Below are 16,856 nucleotides of genomic sequence, written 5' to 3' on the forward strand. Positions count from 1 at the left end.
GCCGGGCCTTGTGCGTTGCCGGGAAGCCCTGGCGCACGCGGCGTGCAGTTGATCCAGGCCACTAATCTGCGCACAGCGGATAACCCCTGCAGTGGCGGGATAGTCCCCCCGGCACCCCTTCCCTAGAGTGGAATCGCCTTGGTCGTCGGCCAGAAGACCATCCTTGTGTGCGAATCCAACGCTATGACAAAACTCATCAACATCGAAGCATCCTCCCCGCAGCAGGGCACCCGCGGCCCGGGCCTGCCGCGCCGCGCGCTGAACGCGCTGGCCGTGGCGCTGCCCTGGGCGATCATCGGCGGCCTGCTCTGGGCGGGCCTGTTCATCAAGCCGCAGCCGGTCGGCGGCAGCGTCACGCCGCCGCCCCTGGAGCGCCGCGACCAGTTCTACGGCCTGGCCCAGCTGCCCGACGGCACGGTCCTGGCCTGCGGCTCCAACGGCAAGGTCCTGGCCATCTCCGCCGACGGCCGCATCAGCCGCCAGGAAACGCCCAGCGACAAGCCCCTGCAGGACATCGCCGCCTGGGACGCGAACCACCTGGTGGCCGTCGGCAACGACGGCGTCATCCTGCACAGCGACGACGCCGGCCGGCACTGGCGCCTGGCCGACGCGGTGCCGCGCTCGGCGGTGGCCAACAAGCTCAACCGGGTGCGGGTGGGCCCGGCGGGGCTGGCGATCGCCGTCGGCGAGATGGGCGCGCTGCTGGTCAGCCATGACTTCGGCGCCCACTGGCAGCGCCTGCGCGAGGAGGAGGACGTCGCCTGGAACGATGCCGCGCTGCTGGACGACGGCCGCCTGGTGGTGGTCGGCGAGTTCGGCCGCATCCTGCTCAGCCAGGACCTCGGGGCGCACTGGGAGGAGATTCCCGCGCCGGTGCCCGGCTCGCTGATGGCCGTGCGCTTCCGCGATGCCGCCAATGGCGTCGCGGTGGGGGTGGAGGGGACGCTGCTGGTGACCCGCGACGGCGGCCGCCAGTGGCAGCCGGTCGGGCTCGGCGTGCATGACCACCTGTTCAGCGTGATCTGGAACCCGGCGCAGCAGCAGTGGCTGGCCTTCGGCGCCCTCGGCCGCTGGGTCGCCGGCAGCGTCGGCGCGGGCGACATCGCCTGGCGCAGCGGCACGCTGGATGCGCGCGACCTGTCCTGGCACACCGGCGCGCTGTCCAGCGGCAAGCAGACCTGGCTGGCCGGCGACGGCATCGGCCGCTGGGACGGCCGCCACTGGTCGCCGCTGAAACCCTGACCTGCCTCGTCCACTTCTTCGAGACAACGAGATGATCGAACGCATTGCTGATTTCTGCATCCGCCGGCGTACCTGGGTGGCGGGCATCCTCATGGCCCTGACCCTGCTGCTGGGCTGGTCCGCCCTGCACATCGAGGTGCGCACCGTATTCGAGGACATGCTGCCCTCGCGCCACGAGTACGTGCGCACCCACGAGAAATTCAAGGACACCTTCGGCGGCTCGAACATGGTCACCATCATGTTCGAGGTGGAGCAGGGCGACATCTTCCAGCGCCCGCTGCTGGAGAAGGTGCGCCAGGTGACCCTGGGGCTGCGCGAGGTGTCCGCGGTCAACCAGTACCAGATCACCTCGCTGGCCTCGAAGAAGCTCAAGGAGGTCCGCGCCTCCACCGAGGGCATCGAGAGCCGCCCGCTGATGTGGCCGGACGTGCCGGACAGCGCCCAGGGCATGGAGGAACTCAAGCAGGCGGTGCTGCGCAACCCGCTGGTCTACGGGCCCTACGTGTCCAAGGACCTGCAGGCGACGCTGATCACCGTGGACTTCATCGACCAGCAGGTGGACTACGCCAAGGTCTTCGAGCAGATCCGCGCGCTGGTCGCCAAGGTCGACGACGGCAGCGTGAAGATCCGCCTGGTCGGCGACCCCATCCTGTATGGCTGGGTGAACCACCACGTGCCGGAAACCCTGCACCTGGTGCTGGCCGCCGTGGCGGTGACCCTGGTGCTGCTGTTCGTCCTGCTGCGCACCTGGCGCGGGGTGTTCCTGCCCCTGCTCGCCGGCGTGGTCAGCGCGCTCTGGGCGCTGGGCATCTGCCACCTGCTGCGGATCAACTTCGAACCGCTGGTCATCGTGGTGGCGATGCTCATCACCTCGCGGGCGGTCTCCCACTCGGTGCAGATCGTCAACCGTTTCGATGACGAGCTGGCCTTGCTGCCAGCGGACGGGCCGCCGGGGGCGGTCTCGCGCCTGGCTGCGCGGGTCGCCCTGGCCGACCTGTTCCGCCCGGGCATGCTGGGCGTGATCGCCGACGCCGCGTGCATGGCGGTGGTCGCCCTGAGCCCGATCCCGATGCTGCAGAAGCTCACGGTGCTGTCGGTGGTGTGGGTCTCGACGCTGACCGTCAGCGCGGTGATCCTGACGCCGGTGATGCTGTCGTGGATCCGCCGTCCGCACAGCTTCGCCCATCCGTTCGACTGCCTGCCGGCGCTGCGCAAGGTGCTCGACCTGAGCGTCGCGGTGACGCTGTCCCGCGGCCGCTACCTGGTGCTCGGCGGCAGCCTGCTGCTGGTGCTGGGCGCCGGCTGGTACGCGTTCAACCTGAAGATCGGCGACGCCAACCCGGGTTCGCCGATCCTCTGGCCGCAGGCGCAGTACAACCTCGATTCCGCGGCGATCAACGGCCGCTTCGAAGGCGTCGACCGGATGTTCATCGTGCTCGGCGACGACGGCCACCCCGGGCTGGTCAAGAGCAACGAGGCGCTGCACGCGATGAACCGCTTCCAGCGCTTCATCGAGGCCCAGCCGGAGATCGGCGGCTCGCTGTCGCTGGCCGACGTGCTGCCCCACGTCAACAGCAGCCTGCGCGAGGGCAACCCGCGCTACCTGGAGCTGGGCGACGACGACGCCATCAACGGCAGCCTGGTGGCCATGCTCGACTCGGTGTCCGAGCCGGGCGACATGGACCGCTTCACCGACACCCAGTACGCCAACGGCTCGGTGACCCTGATGTTCCGCGACCGCCAGGGCGAGACCATCCGCACCGCGGTGGCGCGGATCAAGGAGTTCATCGCCGAGAACCCCCTGAGCCAGGGGCACTGGCAGCTGGCCGGCGGGGTGATCGGGGTGATGGCCGCGGTCAACGAGATCATCCTTTCCAGCCAGATCGAGGCCATCGCCCTGGCGCTGCTGGTGCTGGCCGTGCTCTGCACCCTGGTCTATCGCTCGGCGGTCGCCGGCATGCTGTTCATGGTCCCGGTGATCATCTCCAACATGCTGACCTTCAGCTTCATGGCCTGGAAGGGCATCGGCATGAACATCAACACGGTGCCGGTGGCGGCCCTGGGCATCGGCCTGGGGGTGGATTACGCCTTCTACATCGCCGACCGCGTGAAGGAAGAGATCGCCATCGGCAGCAGCCCCGAGCATGCCATCCGCCAGGCCCTGCACTCCGCGGGCATGGGGGTGATCGTCACCGCCAGCGTGCTGATCCTCAGCACCCTGCTGTGGTGGGCCTCGTCGCTGCGCTTCCAGGCCGAGATGGGCCTGCTGATGGCGATCTGGCTGAGCGTGTCGGCGCTCTCCGCGCTGTTCGTGATGCCCTCGCTGATCTACGTCTTCCGTCCCCGTTTCATCTTCGCCGGGCAGCCGCACGCGGCTGCCTTGCAGGCGCTGGAGCCGGCCCCGCTGCAGGCCGTGTGAAAGCGAACGCACAACAACAAAACCAAAACCATGGCTTCTGGCCGCTCTTAACCTCTGGGGAGGTATCCGGTGAACTCTAGCGTCGACTCCTGCGTGCAACCGCGTGTTGCACTTCACAAGCTCGCCCTGGCCATCGCCTTGGTGCCGGTGACCGTGCCGGCCCTGGCCGACGACAGTCTCAAGGTCGATGGCTACCTGCGCGAGGAACTGTCCTGGAACACCAAGAACTGGGAGGACACCCCCGGCTACAGCGACGGCGGCAAGCTGTCCATGGCGCGCAGCACCGCGCGCCTGAACCTGGACTGGGCGGCGACCGACCAGGTCTCGGTGGTGGCCAAGCTGCGCGCCTCGCGCGAGGTCAAGACCGACTTCCTCAAGCACCTGGAGGACATGGGCGCCAACAATTACCACTCCGGCGAGCACGGCGACATCATGGACCTCTACGACAAGGAGGAAATCCGCGAGCTGTACATCGACTTCCCGGTCGGCGAACGCACCCGCTTCCGCATCGGCAAGCAGCAGATCGCCTGGGGCGAGACCGACTTCTTCGCCGCCAACGACCTGGTGCACGGTTTCGACTACACCTGGCGCAGCTTCCTCGAACCGGCCAACGAGGAACTGCGCAAGACCAACAACATCGTCAAGGTGAACGTCGACGTGCCCGAGGCCGACGGCGGCATCGAGGCCTTCGTGCGGCCGGGGCTGGACCGCAAGCAGGACATCGGCAGCGAGCTGGACATCTACGGCGCGCGCTGGTCGAGCCAGCCCTATGCCGGAGTCGACTTCCGCAACATCGACCCCTACAACTACGAGAACAACGCGGGCGACTACCGCCACTGGACCGGCGGCCTGCGCTGGAGCGGCATGCTCGGCGACACCAACTACTCGCTGTCCTACCTGCGCACCTTCTACAACTCGCCGATCCTCAACGCCTCCAACAACCTGGCGCTGTTCGGCCTGCCCAATGTGCCGTCCGGGGCCGACACCGTCGGCACCGAGCAGACCAAGGGCCTGGCCGGCGAGATCATCTACCCGATCGTCAACATCTACGGCTTCACCGCCAGCCGCTATTCCGACGCGGCCGATGCGGTGTTCAGCACCGAGGTGGCGTACATCAAGGACGCGCCCTACCAGATCGCGCTGCCGGTGCCGACCCCGCTCAGCCAGAACATCGCCCCGGGCTTCGACGGCTTCCAGACCAAGAACGTGGTCGCGCTGATGCTGCGCATGGACAAGAACATCGCCGCCACCCAGAGCCTGCTGGGCACCGAGAAACCGATGTTCTTCTCCGTCCAGCTGTTCGACAAATGGGTGCAGAACTACGACTCCGACGACCAACTGCTCTACAGCGTCGGCTGGGGCGGCAAGGTCAAGGAGCACTCGGTGCTGGCCACCACCATCTTCGACCTCAGCTACGACAGCGGGCGCATCCGCCCGCAACTGGTGCTGGGCGCCGACCTGAGCAACAACGGCGGCTTCGCGGTGCCCTCGGTCACCTTCGAGCTGTCCAGCAAGTGGCGCTGGAAGGTCGAGTACGACGCTTTCTGGGACGACGCCTGGCGCGATGGCGACAAGTGCACCCCGGGCAATGCCGCCACCTGCGACAAGACCACGCTGTTCGGCTACTTCCACAACCGCGACCAGCTCTACACCAGCCTGACCTACCTGTTCTGATCCGCAGTGGAGACCTGACCATGAAACGCGCACCACTCGCTTTGCAACGCACCCTGGGCCTGGCCATCGCCTGCCTGGCCCCGCTCCTGTCCTGCGCCGCCGAACTGGCGCCGGGGACGGTGATCTCCGCGGCCAACCTCGACCAGGTGAAGAACGACACCTTCGAAGGCCACAGCATCGCCAGCCTGCTGACCGAGAAGATGGAATGGCGGATCCGCAACACCGGCTGGAAACTGCCGCTGGCCAAGTCCCAGGAGGTCAAGCTCGACCCGCGCTGGGTCAAGGCGTCCCAGGCCAACGCCGGCAAGACGGTGATCAACAAGGAGGCCTGCCGGGTGGACAACTGGGGCGCCGGCGAGCCCTTCCCGAACATCGACGCCAAGGACCCGCAGGCCGCGGAAAAGCTCATCTGGAACTGGCACCTGGGGCAACTGGTGGGCGACGTCTCCCAGGTCCCGCAGTTCACCCAGCTGCTGATCGACGGCAAGAAGGGCATCCACGCCGAGCCGGTGGCCGAGTTCAGCCGCTACTCGATGAAGGGCCGCCTGACCGGCGACCAGGCGGTGGAAGGCGACGGCAGCGAGCGCGGCCGCCAGCTGCTGTACTTCAAGTCGCCCTCGGACATGAAGGGGCTGGGGACCTACACGCAGATGTACGACTCGGACAAGGTCAACGACGTCTGGGCCTACATCCCCGCGGTGCGCCGCGTCCGCCGCCTGTCCGGCGGCGCCTGGATGGACCCGGTCGGCTCCTCCGACCAGCTGCAGGACGACCTGGACGTGTTCAACGCGCGCCCCTGCTGGTACCCGCAGTACAAGCTGCTGGGCACGCGCTGGGTGCTCGCCGTGGCCAACAGCAAGACCGGCCTGTGGAAGACCGACGGCAAGACGCCGGCCGAGAAGTACCCGGTGCTCGACGACCAGCCGCCGTACTGGAACATGAACAACAACAACTTCGAGCCGCGCGAGGTCTACGTGATCGAAGCCATCACCCCGTCCATCCACCCCTACAGCAAGAAGGTGCTGTACATGGACGTGAAGTACCCGCGCTTCTATTACGCCGAGGCCTACGACCGCAAGGGCGAGTTCTGGAAGTTCATGGAATTCCATTCCTATTCCAACATCGCCGATGGCGACGTGCGCACCACCGCCGGCGCGATCATCGACTTCCAGCGCAACCACGCCACGGTCTCGCTGATCGACACCGCCAGCTGGAAGACCAACTTCCCGGCCAAGGCCAGCAATTTCTCGCTGCAGACCCTGCAGGCCGCCGGCCGCTGACGGCGAGAGCGCAACAGTTTCAGTGCGGCACGGACGCCGCCCCCTTTTTCCTGCCACCCCGGGCCCTGCGCCGCAACGGCGGCGCCGGGCCCTTCGGAGAACACGAGCATGTCGACCATGAAGGCCGCGCGCCTGCACGAGATCGGCGGACGATTCCGCATCGACGAACTACCCCGGCCGGCCCCTGGCCCCCATGACGTGCTGGTGAAGGTCGAGGCCAGCGGGATCATCCCCAACCTGAAGAACGTCACCACCTACTTCCCCGAGTGGTATCCCTTCCTGCCGCTGCCGGCGTTGCCGGCGACCTTCGGCCTGGATTCCGCCGGGGTGGTCGCCGCGGTCGGCTCGGCGGTCAGCGCCTTCGAGCCGGGCGACCGCGTCTACGTCAACCCCGGCGTCGGCTGCGGCGAATGCCGCCATTGCCGGCAGGGCGAGACGCCGCGCTGCTCGGCATACACCTTCCTCGGCTACTTCGGCTTCGGCCCCGGCTCGCAGGCGATCTTCGAGCGCTACCCCTATGCCGGCTACGGCCAGTACATGACCGCGCCGGCGAACAACCTGGTGCGCCTGCCGCAACGCCTGAGCTTCTCCCAGGCCACCCGCTTCGGCTACCTGGGCACCGCCTACTCGGCGATCCGCAAGTCCGGCCTGCGCCCGGGGCAGAGCATCCTGGTCCTCGGCGCCTCCGGCACCCTGGGCGTCGGCGCGGCGCTCCTGGCCCTGGCCTTCGGCGCCTCGCAGGTGCTGGTCGCCGCGCGTGACGTTGCCGCCCTGGAACGCCTGCGGGCGCTGGCGCCGCAGCGTATCGTGCCGATCCGCATCGGCGAGCGCAGCGTCCACGAGCAGGTGCTGGAACAGCTTCCCGGCGGCGTCGACGCCATGCTCGACACCCTCGGCGCCAAGGCCCCGGCGTCGCTCTCGGTGGAGGCGATGCAGGCGGTCGGCCGCGGCGGGCGCATCGTGCAGATCGGCGGCGTGGCCGGCCCCATCCCCATCGACCCGCATCCCTTCATGTGCGCGCAGCTGCAGTACATCGGCTCGCTCTGGTTCACCCCGGCCGAAGGCGAGGAGATGGCCAGCATGATCGACTCGGGCGTGCTCGACCTGTCCGTGCTGGAGGAGCGGGCCTACCCCCTGGAGCGCCTGAACGAGGCGCTGGAAGACATCCAGGCGCAGGCCAGCGGCTTCGTCAACTTCCACATCGCGCACGAATGAACAACCGAGGGAAGACCCGACCATGCACGTGAATCGCATCGTGACCGGCCACGACAGCCGCGGCCTTTCGCAGATCGACAGCCAGGGCCCGCTCGCCGGCACCGAGCCGTTCGTCCATTCCCCGGGCTTCTCCGCGGCGCTGGTGTGGCAGACCGGCGCCGAGCCGCGGATCCTCGCCAGCCCCGGGGACCCGGCCCTGGGCGTGGCCTCGGTGCTGCCGGTGCCGGGCGGCACCAGCGTCATGCTGGTGACCTTCCCGCCGCAGCAGGATGTGCCCGTCGAGGCGGTTGACGCCGCCGCCGCTCTCGACGAGATGCGCGCGCGGCTGCCGGGCATGGCGGAGCTGTTCGAGGCCGAGCATCCCGGCTTCCACCGCACCGACAGCATCGACTACGGCGTGGTGCTGGAAGGGGAGCTGCTCCTGGAACTCGACGAGGGGCGCAGTACCCATCTGCGCCAGGGCGATGTGGTGGTCCAGTCGGGTACCCGGCACGCCTGGCGTAACACCGGTAACACTGCGGCGCGAATGCTCTTCGTGATGGTCGGCGCGCGGCGCTGACGCGCCCGTCCGGCGAGGTGCGCCGAAAGCGGCCCGGGGCGTTGCCCCTGGCCAGAGAACATCATCCTAGAGCGCCCTGGGAAAAGGCCCCCGGCGCGTAGCTGCAAGACCTTTCCCGGCCGTCCGTTTCCATGGCTCGGCCTGGCCGGTGGGCGTGCTTATTGCATCTGCATGGGAGGACGGCCCGGGATACCCGATGCGGTGACAGCGCGCCCCGGCGCTGCTGGCCCCGCGTACCGGCCGGGCGGCGCCCAGGCGCCGCCCGCCGCACCGCAGCGATGCGTGACGCACCCCGGTTGGGCTGCGCCGCAGCGGTCGGCCGGTCCTGGTCGCGATAACAATAATGGTGCGCAGTCCCCGACGCCGCGCACCGAATAAAACGTGAGAGCCTGCCCGGTCGCGTGCCCGGGCGGAGGAGGGTGCTATATGGAACGCCTGTTCTTTTCCCCCGCGGTACCACCGGACGTCGTCCTGTCGCGCTACGAAGTCTGTCGCACCCAGGACCTGGAGGAGGCCCGCAAGTGCGGGGAGCGCATATTCTGCGAGAACCGCCTGTCCAGCCTGGACGCCAACAGCTCGCTCAACACCCGCATCTACTACCGGCGCCTGGGCAGCATCGGCATGGGGCGCATGAGCTATGGCGGCGACATCACCATCGAGCCCGGCGAACTCGACACCTTCACCCTGGTGCAGATGCCGATCTGCGGGCAGGAACAGATCGAGTGCGGCAACCAGCGCGTGCTTTCCAACGTGCACATGGGCTCGGTGCTCAACGCCCACCTGCCGTCGCGGATCAACCACAGCAACAGCACCGAGAAACTGATCATCCGCATCGACACCAGCCTGCTGGAGCGCAACTGCCAGCAGCACCTGGGGCGCATGCTGCGCAAGGAACTGGAATTCCAGCCGGCCATGCCGCTGGACACGCCGCAGGGGCGCTGCTGGATGCGCACCGTCGGCTGGATCTACGACAGCCTCTCCGCCGACGACGGTGAGCCCTCGCCGCTGCTGGCCGCGCAGTTCGAGCAGTCGCTGGTGAACGTGCTGCTGGCCTGCCAGCCGCACAACTACAGCGCGGAAATGCTCGCCAGCGAGGGGCCGGTGATCGCCCCGTCCTTCGTCAAGAAGGTCGAGCGCTACATCGAGGAGCACGCCCACGAGCCGATCTCCATCATCGACATGGCGGAGCACGCCGGCGTCAGCAGCCGCTCGCTGTTCACCGGTTTCCGCCGCTACCGCAACACCTCGCCGATGCTGTACCTGAAGGAAGTGCGCCTGCGCCACGTCCAGGAGGAACTGCAGCGCCAGTCCCCGGGCAACACCACGGTCACCGCCGTGGCCTTCCGCTGGGGGTTCAGCCACCTCGGCCACTTCACCACCGACTACAAGCGCCGCTTCGGCGAAAGCCCCTCGGAAACCCTGGCCCGTTGAACACCGCGGACACGGACGTCCCCCTTCCCCGCACTGCCTTCCCGCCCGCACCTGAGTCTCGCCCAGCCCCTTTCCCCATGCCCCTGTAACCCGTGCGCTTTTTCTGCGCTGGGGGGATAACGCCCTCGGTTGCGGGAGCGTCAGCCGGGGAGCGGCTTTCTAGGATGGCCCGCAAGCGCGCCGCATGGCGCGGCGCCTGTCCAGTCAGCCAATGGGGAGTCCCTTCATGTCCGAGCAACCGATCATCCGCCGCCGCCAGGTCAAGACCGGCATCAGCGATGCCCGCGTCAACAACGCCAAGACCCAGAGCCAGTACCAGCCCTACAAGGACGCGGCCTGGGGCTTCATCAACCACTGGTACCCGGCGCTGTTCAGCCACGAGCTGGTGGAGGACCAGGTCGAGGGCATCCAGATCTGCGGCATCCCCATCGTGCTGCGCCGCGCCAACGGCAAGGTGTTCGCCCTCAAGGACCAGTGCCTGCACCGTGGCGTGCGGCTCTCGGAAAAACCCATGTGCTTCACCAAGAACACCATCTCCTGCTGGTACCACGGCTTCACCTTCGACCTGGAGAGCGGCAAGCTGGTGACCATCGTCGCCAACCCGGACGACAAGCTGATCGGCACCACCGGCGTCACCACCTATCCGGTGCACGAAGTCAACGGCATGATCTTCGTCTTCGTCCGCGAGGACGACTACCCGGACGAGGACGTGCCGCCCCTGGCTCAGGACCTGCCGTTCCGCTTCCCCGAGCGCAGCGAGCAGTTCCCGCACCCGCTGTGGCCGGCCTCGCCGAGCCTGCTGGACGACAACGCGATGGTGCTGGGCATGCACCGCACCGGCTTCGGCAACTGGCGCATCGCCTGCGAGAACGGCTTCGACAACGCGCACATCCTGGTGCACAAGGACAACACCATCGTCCACGCCATGGACTGGGTCCTGCCGCTGGGCCTGCTGCCCACCGGCGACGACTGCATCAGCGTGGTGGAGGAGGAGAACGGCCCGAAAGGCCTGATGCAGTGGCTGTTCACCGACAAGTGGGCGCCGGTGCTGGAGAACAAGGAACTGGGCCTGAAGGTCGAGGGCGTCAACGGCCGCTTCTACCGCACCTCGGTGGTGCTGCCGGGCGTGCTGATGGTGGAGAACTGGCCGGGCGACCACATGGCGCAGTACGAGTGGTACGTGCCCATCACCGACGACACCCACGAGTACTGGGAAATCATCGTCCGCGTGTGCAACACCGAGGAAGAGCGGACCAAGCACCAGTACCGCTTCGACCGCGTCTACGAGCCGCTGTGCCTGCACGGCTTCAACGACTGCGACCTGTACGCCCGCGAGGCCATGCAGAACTTCTACTACGACGGCACCGGCTGGGACGAGGAACAACTGGTCGCCACCGACGTCTCGCCGATCACCTGGCGCAAGCTGGCCTCGCGCTGGAACCGCGGCATCGCCAAGCCCGGCCGCGGCGTGGCCGGCGCGGTCAAGGACACCAGCCTGATCTTCAAGCAGACCGCCGACGGCAAGCGCCCGGGGTACAAGGTCGAGCAGATCAAGGACTGACCGCCAGCCCGACCCGGCCTGCGCTGCAGGCCGGGTCACCTTCCCAGGGGAACCCCCATGCCGCAGATACCCGGCTCCAGCAGCCATTTCGTCACGCTGGACGGCGTGCGCCTGCACTACCGTCTGGTCGAGGGCCCCAGCGACCGCCCGCCGGTGATCTTCACCCACGGCGGCGGCCCCGGCTGCACCGCCTGGAGCAACTTCCGCCTCAGCGCCGCGGCCTTCTGCGCGCGGCACCGCTGCTATTTCCTCGACCTGGCGCAGTTCGGCCAGTCCGCGATGGTGCCGGTGCAGGGCCCGGTCTTCAGCTGGCACGCGCGCAAGCTGCTGGGCTTCATGGATGCGCTGGGCATCGCCCGGGCGCACCTGGTCAACCAGTCCTTCGGCGGCTGCGTGGCGATCCGCTTCGCCGCCGAGCATCCCGAGCGCGTCGGCAGCCTGCTGCTGATCGGCTCGCAACCGGTGGAGCGCGGGGTGATGCAGCCATTGCCGCTGTTCAGCAAGCACGCCGCCGGGCTGATAAGCGACTACTACCTGGCCGACGGCGGGCCGAGCCTGGACAAGATGGCGGCGCTGATGCGCCGCTACGAGCTGCATGACGACGCCCGCCTCGACGAGGAGACCCTGCGCCTGCGCTTCGAGGCCAGCGCCAACCCCGGCTTCATCGCGCTGCTGCAGACCCCCGGGGCCTTCGGCGAGTGGGAGAACCTGATGCCGGTGTTCTCCCGGGTGCTGGCGCCGACGCTGATCTGCTGGGGGCTGCACGACTGGTTCGGCGGCGTCGACGTACCGATGCTGATGCTCAACCAGTTCGCCGACGCCCGCCTGCACGTGCTGGGCAACCTGGCGCACCACCTGCAGAGTGAGGCGCCAGACGAGTTCAATGCGCTGGCGCTGACCTTCATCGGAGGGCACGAATGAACGCCTTGAGCGAACTGCACTACCTGGAAATGTACGAGCTGTCGCGGCTGATCCGCAGCGGCAAGCTGTCGCCGGTGGAGGTGGTCGAGGCGCAGCTGGCGCGCATCGAACGCCTGGAGCCGCAGCTGCACAGCTACGCCTGCGTCACCGCCGAGCTGGCCCTGGAACAGGCCCGCCAGGCGGAGCGCGAGCTGATGCGCGGCGAATGCCGCAGCCCGCTGCATGGCATCCCCATCGCGGTGAAGGACCTCTTCGACACCGCCGGGGTGCCGACCTGCGCCGGCATGCCGCTGCTGCGCGGCCGCGTGCCGCAGCAGGACGCCACCGTGGTCGCGCGCCTGCGCGAGGCCGGCGCGGTGCTGCTGGGCAAGCTGCAGATGACCGAGGGCGCCTTCGCCATCCACCACCCGAGCCTGGTCGCGCCGAACAACCCCTGGCATGCCGGGCACTGGGCGGGCGCGTCCTCCAGCGGCTGCGGGGTGGCCACCGCCGCCGGGCTCTGCTACGCCTCGCTGGGCAGCGACAGCGGCGGCTCGATCCGCTTCCCCTGCGCGGCCAATGGCCTGACCGGGCTGAAGCCGACCTGGGGGCGGGTCAGCCGGCATGGCTGCTTCGAGCTGGCCGCCAGCCTCGACCACATCGGCCCGATCACCCGCAGCGCGCGCGATGCGCTGTTCCTGCTGTCGACCATCGCCGGCCACGACCCGCAGGACCCCACCTCGCTGCCCAGCGTGTGCCTGGAGATTCCCGGCCTGGACGAGTCGTTCCAGGGCCTGCGCATCGGCGTGGACGAGGCCTGGCTGAGCGACGGCGTCGACCCGCTGATCCAGCGGGCGCTGCAGCAGGTCATGGAGATCGTCCTGCAGGGCGGCGGCAAGCTGCTGCGCGTGCGCATGCCCGACACCCGCGCGGTGAGCGCCAACTGGGAGGCCCATTGCGGCGTGCAGACCGCCGTCGCCCATGCCGCCACCTACCCGCGACACGCAGCGGAATACGGGCCGGCGCTGAGCCGCCTGATCGACGGCGGGCGGGCGCTTTCGGGCATGGACTACCAGCGCATCCTGCTCGCCGCGCAGCGCTTCACTGGCGAGCTGGAAAGCCTGCTGACCCAGGTCGACCTGCTGCTGGCCCCGGTGCAGCCCTACGCGGCGCCGAGCCACGAGCAACTGGCGGCCCTGGCGCTGGACGCGGAGGCCAATCGCCGGCTGATCCAGTTCACCGCGCCCTTCAACGTCAGCGGCCATCCGTGCCTGAGCCTGCCCTGCGGCTTCACCCCGCAAGGCCTGCCGCTGGGGTGCCAGTTCATCGCCGGCAAGGGCGGCGAGGCCGTGCTGTGCCGGGCGGGCATGGCGCTGCAGAAGGTGAGCGACTGGCACCGCAGGCATCCACCGGGCATCTGAGCGTTTTCCTGCGCTGCCGGGATAAAGGCCCCGCCCACGGGAGTGTGCGGGGTGGGGGCGGTTCATAAGATCGGGCTGAGCCTGCGGCGCCGTGTTTCCCGCGGCGGGTACGGGCCCGGATGCAACCCAGAGAACAACAAAATGAACGAAATCCATGCGTGCCCCAGCGCCGGGCAGGAAGACGACAGCCACTACCGCCAGGAGCACCGCCGTTCGCTGGCGGAGCCGCGGGCATTCTGGGCCGAGCAGGCGCGGCACCTGCACTGGCACCGCCCCTGGGACGAGGTGCTCGATGAAAGCCGGGCGCCCCTGTACCGCTGGTTCGCCGGGGCCGAGTTCAACACCTGCTACAACGCCCTCGACCGCCACGTCGAGGGCGGGCGCGCCGAGCAGGCCGCGCTGATCTACGACAGCCCGGTCACCGGCCGCTGCGAAACCTACAGCTACCGCGAGCTGCGCGACCTGGTGGCGCGCTTCGCCGGCTGCCTGCGGGCACTGGGCGTGGAGCGCTCGGACCGCGTGGTCATCTACATGCCGATGGTGCCCGAGGCGCTGATCGCCATGCTCGCCTGCGCGCGGATCGGCGCGGTGCATTCGGTGGTGTTCGGCGGCTTCGCCGCGCCGGAGCTGGCCAAGCGCATCGAGGACGCGCAGCCGAAACTGGTGGTGACGGCCTCCTGCGGCATCGAGCCGACCCACACGCTGGCCTACAAGCCGCTGCTGGACCAGGCCATCGCGCTGTCGGCGCACAAGCCCGCGCACTGCATCCTGCTGCAGCGCCCGCAGCTGCGGGCCGAACTGGTTCCCGGGCGGGACCTCGACTGGTACGCGGCCATGGCTGCCGCGCAGCCGGTGGACTGCGTGCCGGTCGCGGCCACCGACCCGCTGTACGTGCTCTACACCTCCGGCACCACCGGCAAGCCCAAGGGCGTGGTGCGCGACCACGGCGGCCATGCCGTGGCCCTGCATTACTCGATGCGCGCGGTGTACGCGGCGAAGCCGGGCGAAGTCTTCTGGGCCGCCTCCGACGTCGGCTGGGTGGTCGGCCATTCCTATATCGTCTATGCGCCGCTGCTGCTCGGCTGCACGACGCTGCTCTACGAAGGCAAGCCGGTGGGCACGCCGGATGCCGGGGCGTTCTGGCGGGTGATCGCCCAGCACCGCGTCAGCACCTTCTTCACCGCGCCCACCGCGCTGCGGGCGATCAAGAAGGAAGACCCTCAAGGCGAGCGGCTGCGGGACCACGACATCGGCTGCCTGCGGGCGCTGTTCCTCGCCGGCGAGCGTTCCGACGCCGACACCATCGCTTGGGCGCAGTCGCTGCTCGGCGTGCCGGTGGTCGACCACTGGTGGCAGACCGAACTGGGCTGGCCGGCCATCGCCAACTGCCAGGGCATCGAGGCGCTGCCGGTCAAGCCGGGCTCATCCAGCGTGCCGGTGCCGGGGTTCGACCTGCAGGCGCTCGACGCCGAGGGCGCGCCGGTCGCCGCCGGGCAGATCGGCAACCTGGTGCTGAAGCTGCCGCTGCCGCCGGGCACCCTGCCGACGCTGTGGAACGACGTGCAGGGCTACCTCGACAACTACCTGGCGCGCTACCCCGGCTACTACCTGACCGGCGATGCCGGCTACCTCGACGCCGACGGCTACGCCTGGATCATGTCGCGCATCGACGACATCATCAACGTGGCCGGCCACCGCCTCTCGACCGGGGCGATGGAGGAGGCGCTGGCCGGGCACGCGGACGTCGCCGAATGCGCGGTCATCGGCGTCGCCGACCCGCTCAAGGGGCAGTTGCCCCTGGGCCTGGTGGTGCTCAAGGCCGGCGTCCGGCGCCCGGCGGAGGACCTCGAACGGGAGCTGATCGCGCGGGTGCGCGAGCAGATCGGCGCGGTGGCCTCGTTCAAGACCGTGCTGATAGTCGCGCGCCTGCCGAAGACGCGCTCGGGCAAGGTGCTGCGCTCCACCATGCGGGCCCTCGCCGATGGCCAGACGCCCGTGGTGCCGGCGACGATCGACGACCCGCGGGTGCTCGACGAAATCGCCGCGGCGCTGGGCAAACGCTGAAACGTACCCCGGCGGAGGTTCCCGCACGGGACCATCCGCCCCACCTTCGAAGGGGAGGAGAGACATGAGCCTGCACACGGGCAGAGTCATCCGCATCGACCAGCCGGGCGGCCCGGAGGCGCTGCGCGTGGTCGAGGTCGCCGTCGGCGAGCCCGGCCCGGGCGAGGTGCGCATCCGCCACCACGCCGTCGGCGTGAACTTCCTCGACATCTACCAGCGCAAGGGCCTGTACGGCCTGCCGTTCCCGCTGCAGCTCGGCATGGAAGGGGCCGGCGTGGTCGAGGCGGTCGGCGCCGGCGTGGAGCACCTGCGCGCAGGCGACCGCGTAGCCTACGCCGGCTTCCCGCCGGGCGCATACTGCGACGTGCGGCTGATGCCGGCGATGACGGTCTGCCGGCTGCCGGACGCGATCGACTTCGAGACCGGCGCGGCGATGATGCTCAAGGGCTGGACGGCCTGCTACCTGCTGACGCGCTGCCCCCCGGTGGAAGGGCTGCACCCCGGCGATAGCGTGCTGTTCCACGCCGCGGCGGGCGGCGTGGGCCTGATCGCCTGCCAGTGGGCGAGGGCGCTCGGCCTGCAGCTGATCGCCACCGCCGGCAGCGACGAGAAGTGCCGGCTGGCGCTGGAGCACGGCGCCGCGCACGCGATCAACTACCGCCGCGAGGACTTCGTCGAGCGGGTGCGGGAAATCACCGGCGGACGGGGCGTCAAGGTGGTGTACGACTCGGTCGGCCGCGACACCTTCGAGAAGTCCCTCGACTGCCTGGCGCCGTTCGGGCTGCTGGTGGCCTATGGCGACGCTTCCGGCCCCGCGCCGGCCATCGCGCCGCTGCAGCTGGTGAGCAAGGGCTCGCTGTACCTCACCTACCAGGGCCTGTGGCACCACGTGTCGAGCCGTGAACGGGCCCAGGCGCTCAGCGACGAGCTGTTCGCCAGGGTGGCGCGGGGCGACGTGCGCATCCCGCTCATGCAGCGCTATCCGCTGGAGCAGGCCGCCGCCGCGCACCGCGACCTGGAGGCCCGGCGCACCTCGGGCTGCATCGTGTTGTTGCCGGCGGGTGCCTAGTTCCATCGCCCGCCGGTTTTC

The 16,856-nt window shown here is 69.1% G+C and carries 12 protein-coding genes; all 12 read left to right on the top strand.

The window, feature by feature from the left end:
* The first annotated feature begins 183 nt into the window (after positions 1 to 183).
* The 12 genes from BM060_RS09880 to BM060_RS09935 all read left to right on the top strand — a co-directional run bounded on the left by BM060_RS09880 (position 184) and on the right by BM060_RS09935 (position 16,835).
* Positions 184 to 1,242 carry a WD40/YVTN/BNR-like repeat-containing protein gene (locus tag BM060_RS09880; protein ID WP_074979701.1) on the top strand — a complete coding sequence of 353 codons (1,059 nt, stop codon included), beginning with the start codon at positions 184 to 186 and terminating at the stop codon, positions 1,240 to 1,242.
* Positions 1,243 to 1,273: 31 nt separating this feature from the next.
* Positions 1,274 to 3,661 carry an efflux RND transporter permease subunit gene (locus BM060_RS09885; RefSeq protein ID WP_074979595.1) on the top strand — a complete coding sequence of 796 codons (2,388 nt, stop codon included), beginning with the start codon at positions 1,274 to 1,276 and terminating at the stop codon, positions 3,659 to 3,661.
* A 69-nt stretch (positions 3,662 to 3,730) separates the two neighbouring features.
* Positions 3,731 to 5,335 (top strand): DUF1302 family protein, encoded by a 1,605-nt coding sequence (locus tag BM060_RS09890; protein ID WP_074979597.1) that lies wholly within the window; start codon positions 3,731 to 3,733, stop codon positions 5,333 to 5,335.
* Positions 5,336 to 5,355: 20 nt separating this feature from the next.
* Complete coding sequence (locus BM060_RS09895) at positions 5,356 to 6,615, top strand: DUF1329 domain-containing protein (RefSeq protein ID WP_074979599.1); 1,260 nt, start codon at positions 5,356 to 5,358, stop codon at positions 6,613 to 6,615.
* 108 nt (positions 6,616 to 6,723) lie between these two features.
* Positions 6,724 to 7,830, top strand: a complete 1,107-nt coding sequence (locus tag BM060_RS09900; protein ID WP_083426756.1) for an alcohol dehydrogenase catalytic domain-containing protein — start codon at positions 6,724 to 6,726, stop codon at positions 7,828 to 7,830.
* Between the two features lie 22 nt (positions 7,831 to 7,852).
* A complete protein-coding gene (locus BM060_RS09905) occupies positions 7,853 to 8,389 on the top strand; it encodes a cupin domain-containing protein (protein ID WP_074979603.1) in 537 nt (178 codons plus the stop codon).
* Between the two features lie 426 nt (positions 8,390 to 8,815).
* Positions 8,816 to 9,820, top strand: coding sequence for an AraC family transcriptional regulator (locus BM060_RS09910; protein ID WP_074979605.1), 1,005 nt, complete (start codon positions 8,816 to 8,818; stop codon positions 9,818 to 9,820).
* Between the two features lie 226 nt (positions 9,821 to 10,046).
* Positions 10,047 to 11,381, top strand: a complete 1,335-nt coding sequence (locus BM060_RS09915; RefSeq protein ID WP_074979607.1) for an aromatic ring-hydroxylating dioxygenase subunit alpha — start codon at positions 10,047 to 10,049, stop codon at positions 11,379 to 11,381.
* Between the two features lie 57 nt (positions 11,382 to 11,438).
* Positions 11,439 to 12,302: an alpha/beta fold hydrolase gene (locus BM060_RS09920; protein WP_009619899.1), complete on the top strand. Its 864-nt coding sequence runs from the start codon at positions 11,439 to 11,441 to the stop codon at positions 12,300 to 12,302.
* Positions 12,299 to 13,702 (top strand): amidase, encoded by a 1,404-nt coding sequence (locus BM060_RS09925; RefSeq protein ID WP_074979609.1) that lies wholly within the window; start codon positions 12,299 to 12,301, stop codon positions 13,700 to 13,702. Before BM060_RS09920 ends, BM060_RS09925 begins: the two co-directional genes overlap by 4 nt.
* A 141-nt stretch (positions 13,703 to 13,843) precedes the next feature.
* Positions 13,844 to 15,766, top strand: coding sequence for a propionyl-CoA synthetase (locus BM060_RS09930; RefSeq protein WP_074979611.1), 1,923 nt, complete (start codon positions 13,844 to 13,846; stop codon positions 15,764 to 15,766).
* 64 nt (positions 15,767 to 15,830) lie between these two features.
* Positions 15,831 to 16,835 (top strand): quinone oxidoreductase family protein, encoded by a 1,005-nt coding sequence (locus BM060_RS09935; protein ID WP_074979613.1) that lies wholly within the window; start codon positions 15,831 to 15,833, stop codon positions 16,833 to 16,835.
* Positions 16,836 to 16,856 lie beyond the last annotated feature (21 nt).

Origin of the sequence: Pseudomonas citronellolis, from assembly GCF_900112375.1 — a bacterium.
GTDB classification, from domain to species: Bacteria; Pseudomonadota; Gammaproteobacteria; order Pseudomonadales; family Pseudomonadaceae; genus Pseudomonas; species Pseudomonas citronellolis.

Excerpts from the sequence above, each read along its gene's own strand:
- BM060_RS09880 (WP_074979701.1), top strand. The coding sequence starts at position 184 with ATGACAAAACTCATCAACATCGAAGCATCCTCCCCGCAGCAGGGCACC.
- BM060_RS09885 (WP_074979595.1), top strand. The coding sequence starts at position 1,274 with ATGATCGAACGCATTGCTGATTTCTGCATCCGCCGGCGTACCTGGGTG.
- BM060_RS09895 (WP_074979599.1), top strand. The coding sequence starts at position 5,356 with ATGAAACGCGCACCACTCGCTTTGCAACGCACCCTGGGCCTGGCCATC.
- BM060_RS09900 (WP_083426756.1), top strand. The coding sequence starts at position 6,724 with ATGTCGACCATGAAGGCCGCGCGCCTGCACGAGATCGGCGGACGATTC.
- BM060_RS09905 (WP_074979603.1), top strand. The coding sequence starts at position 7,853 with ATGCACGTGAATCGCATCGTGACCGGCCACGACAGCCGCGGCCTTTCG.
- BM060_RS09910 (WP_074979605.1), top strand. The coding sequence starts at position 8,816 with ATGGAACGCCTGTTCTTTTCCCCCGCGGTACCACCGGACGTCGTCCTG.
- BM060_RS09915 (WP_074979607.1), top strand. The coding sequence starts at position 10,047 with ATGTCCGAGCAACCGATCATCCGCCGCCGCCAGGTCAAGACCGGCATC.
- BM060_RS09920 (WP_009619899.1), top strand. The coding sequence starts at position 11,439 with ATGCCGCAGATACCCGGCTCCAGCAGCCATTTCGTCACGCTGGACGGC.
- BM060_RS09925 (WP_074979609.1), top strand. The coding sequence starts at position 12,299 with ATGAACGCCTTGAGCGAACTGCACTACCTGGAAATGTACGAGCTGTCG.
- BM060_RS09930 (WP_074979611.1), top strand. The coding sequence starts at position 13,844 with ATGAACGAAATCCATGCGTGCCCCAGCGCCGGGCAGGAAGACGACAGC.
- BM060_RS09935 (WP_074979613.1), top strand. The coding sequence starts at position 15,831 with ATGAGCCTGCACACGGGCAGAGTCATCCGCATCGACCAGCCGGGCGGC.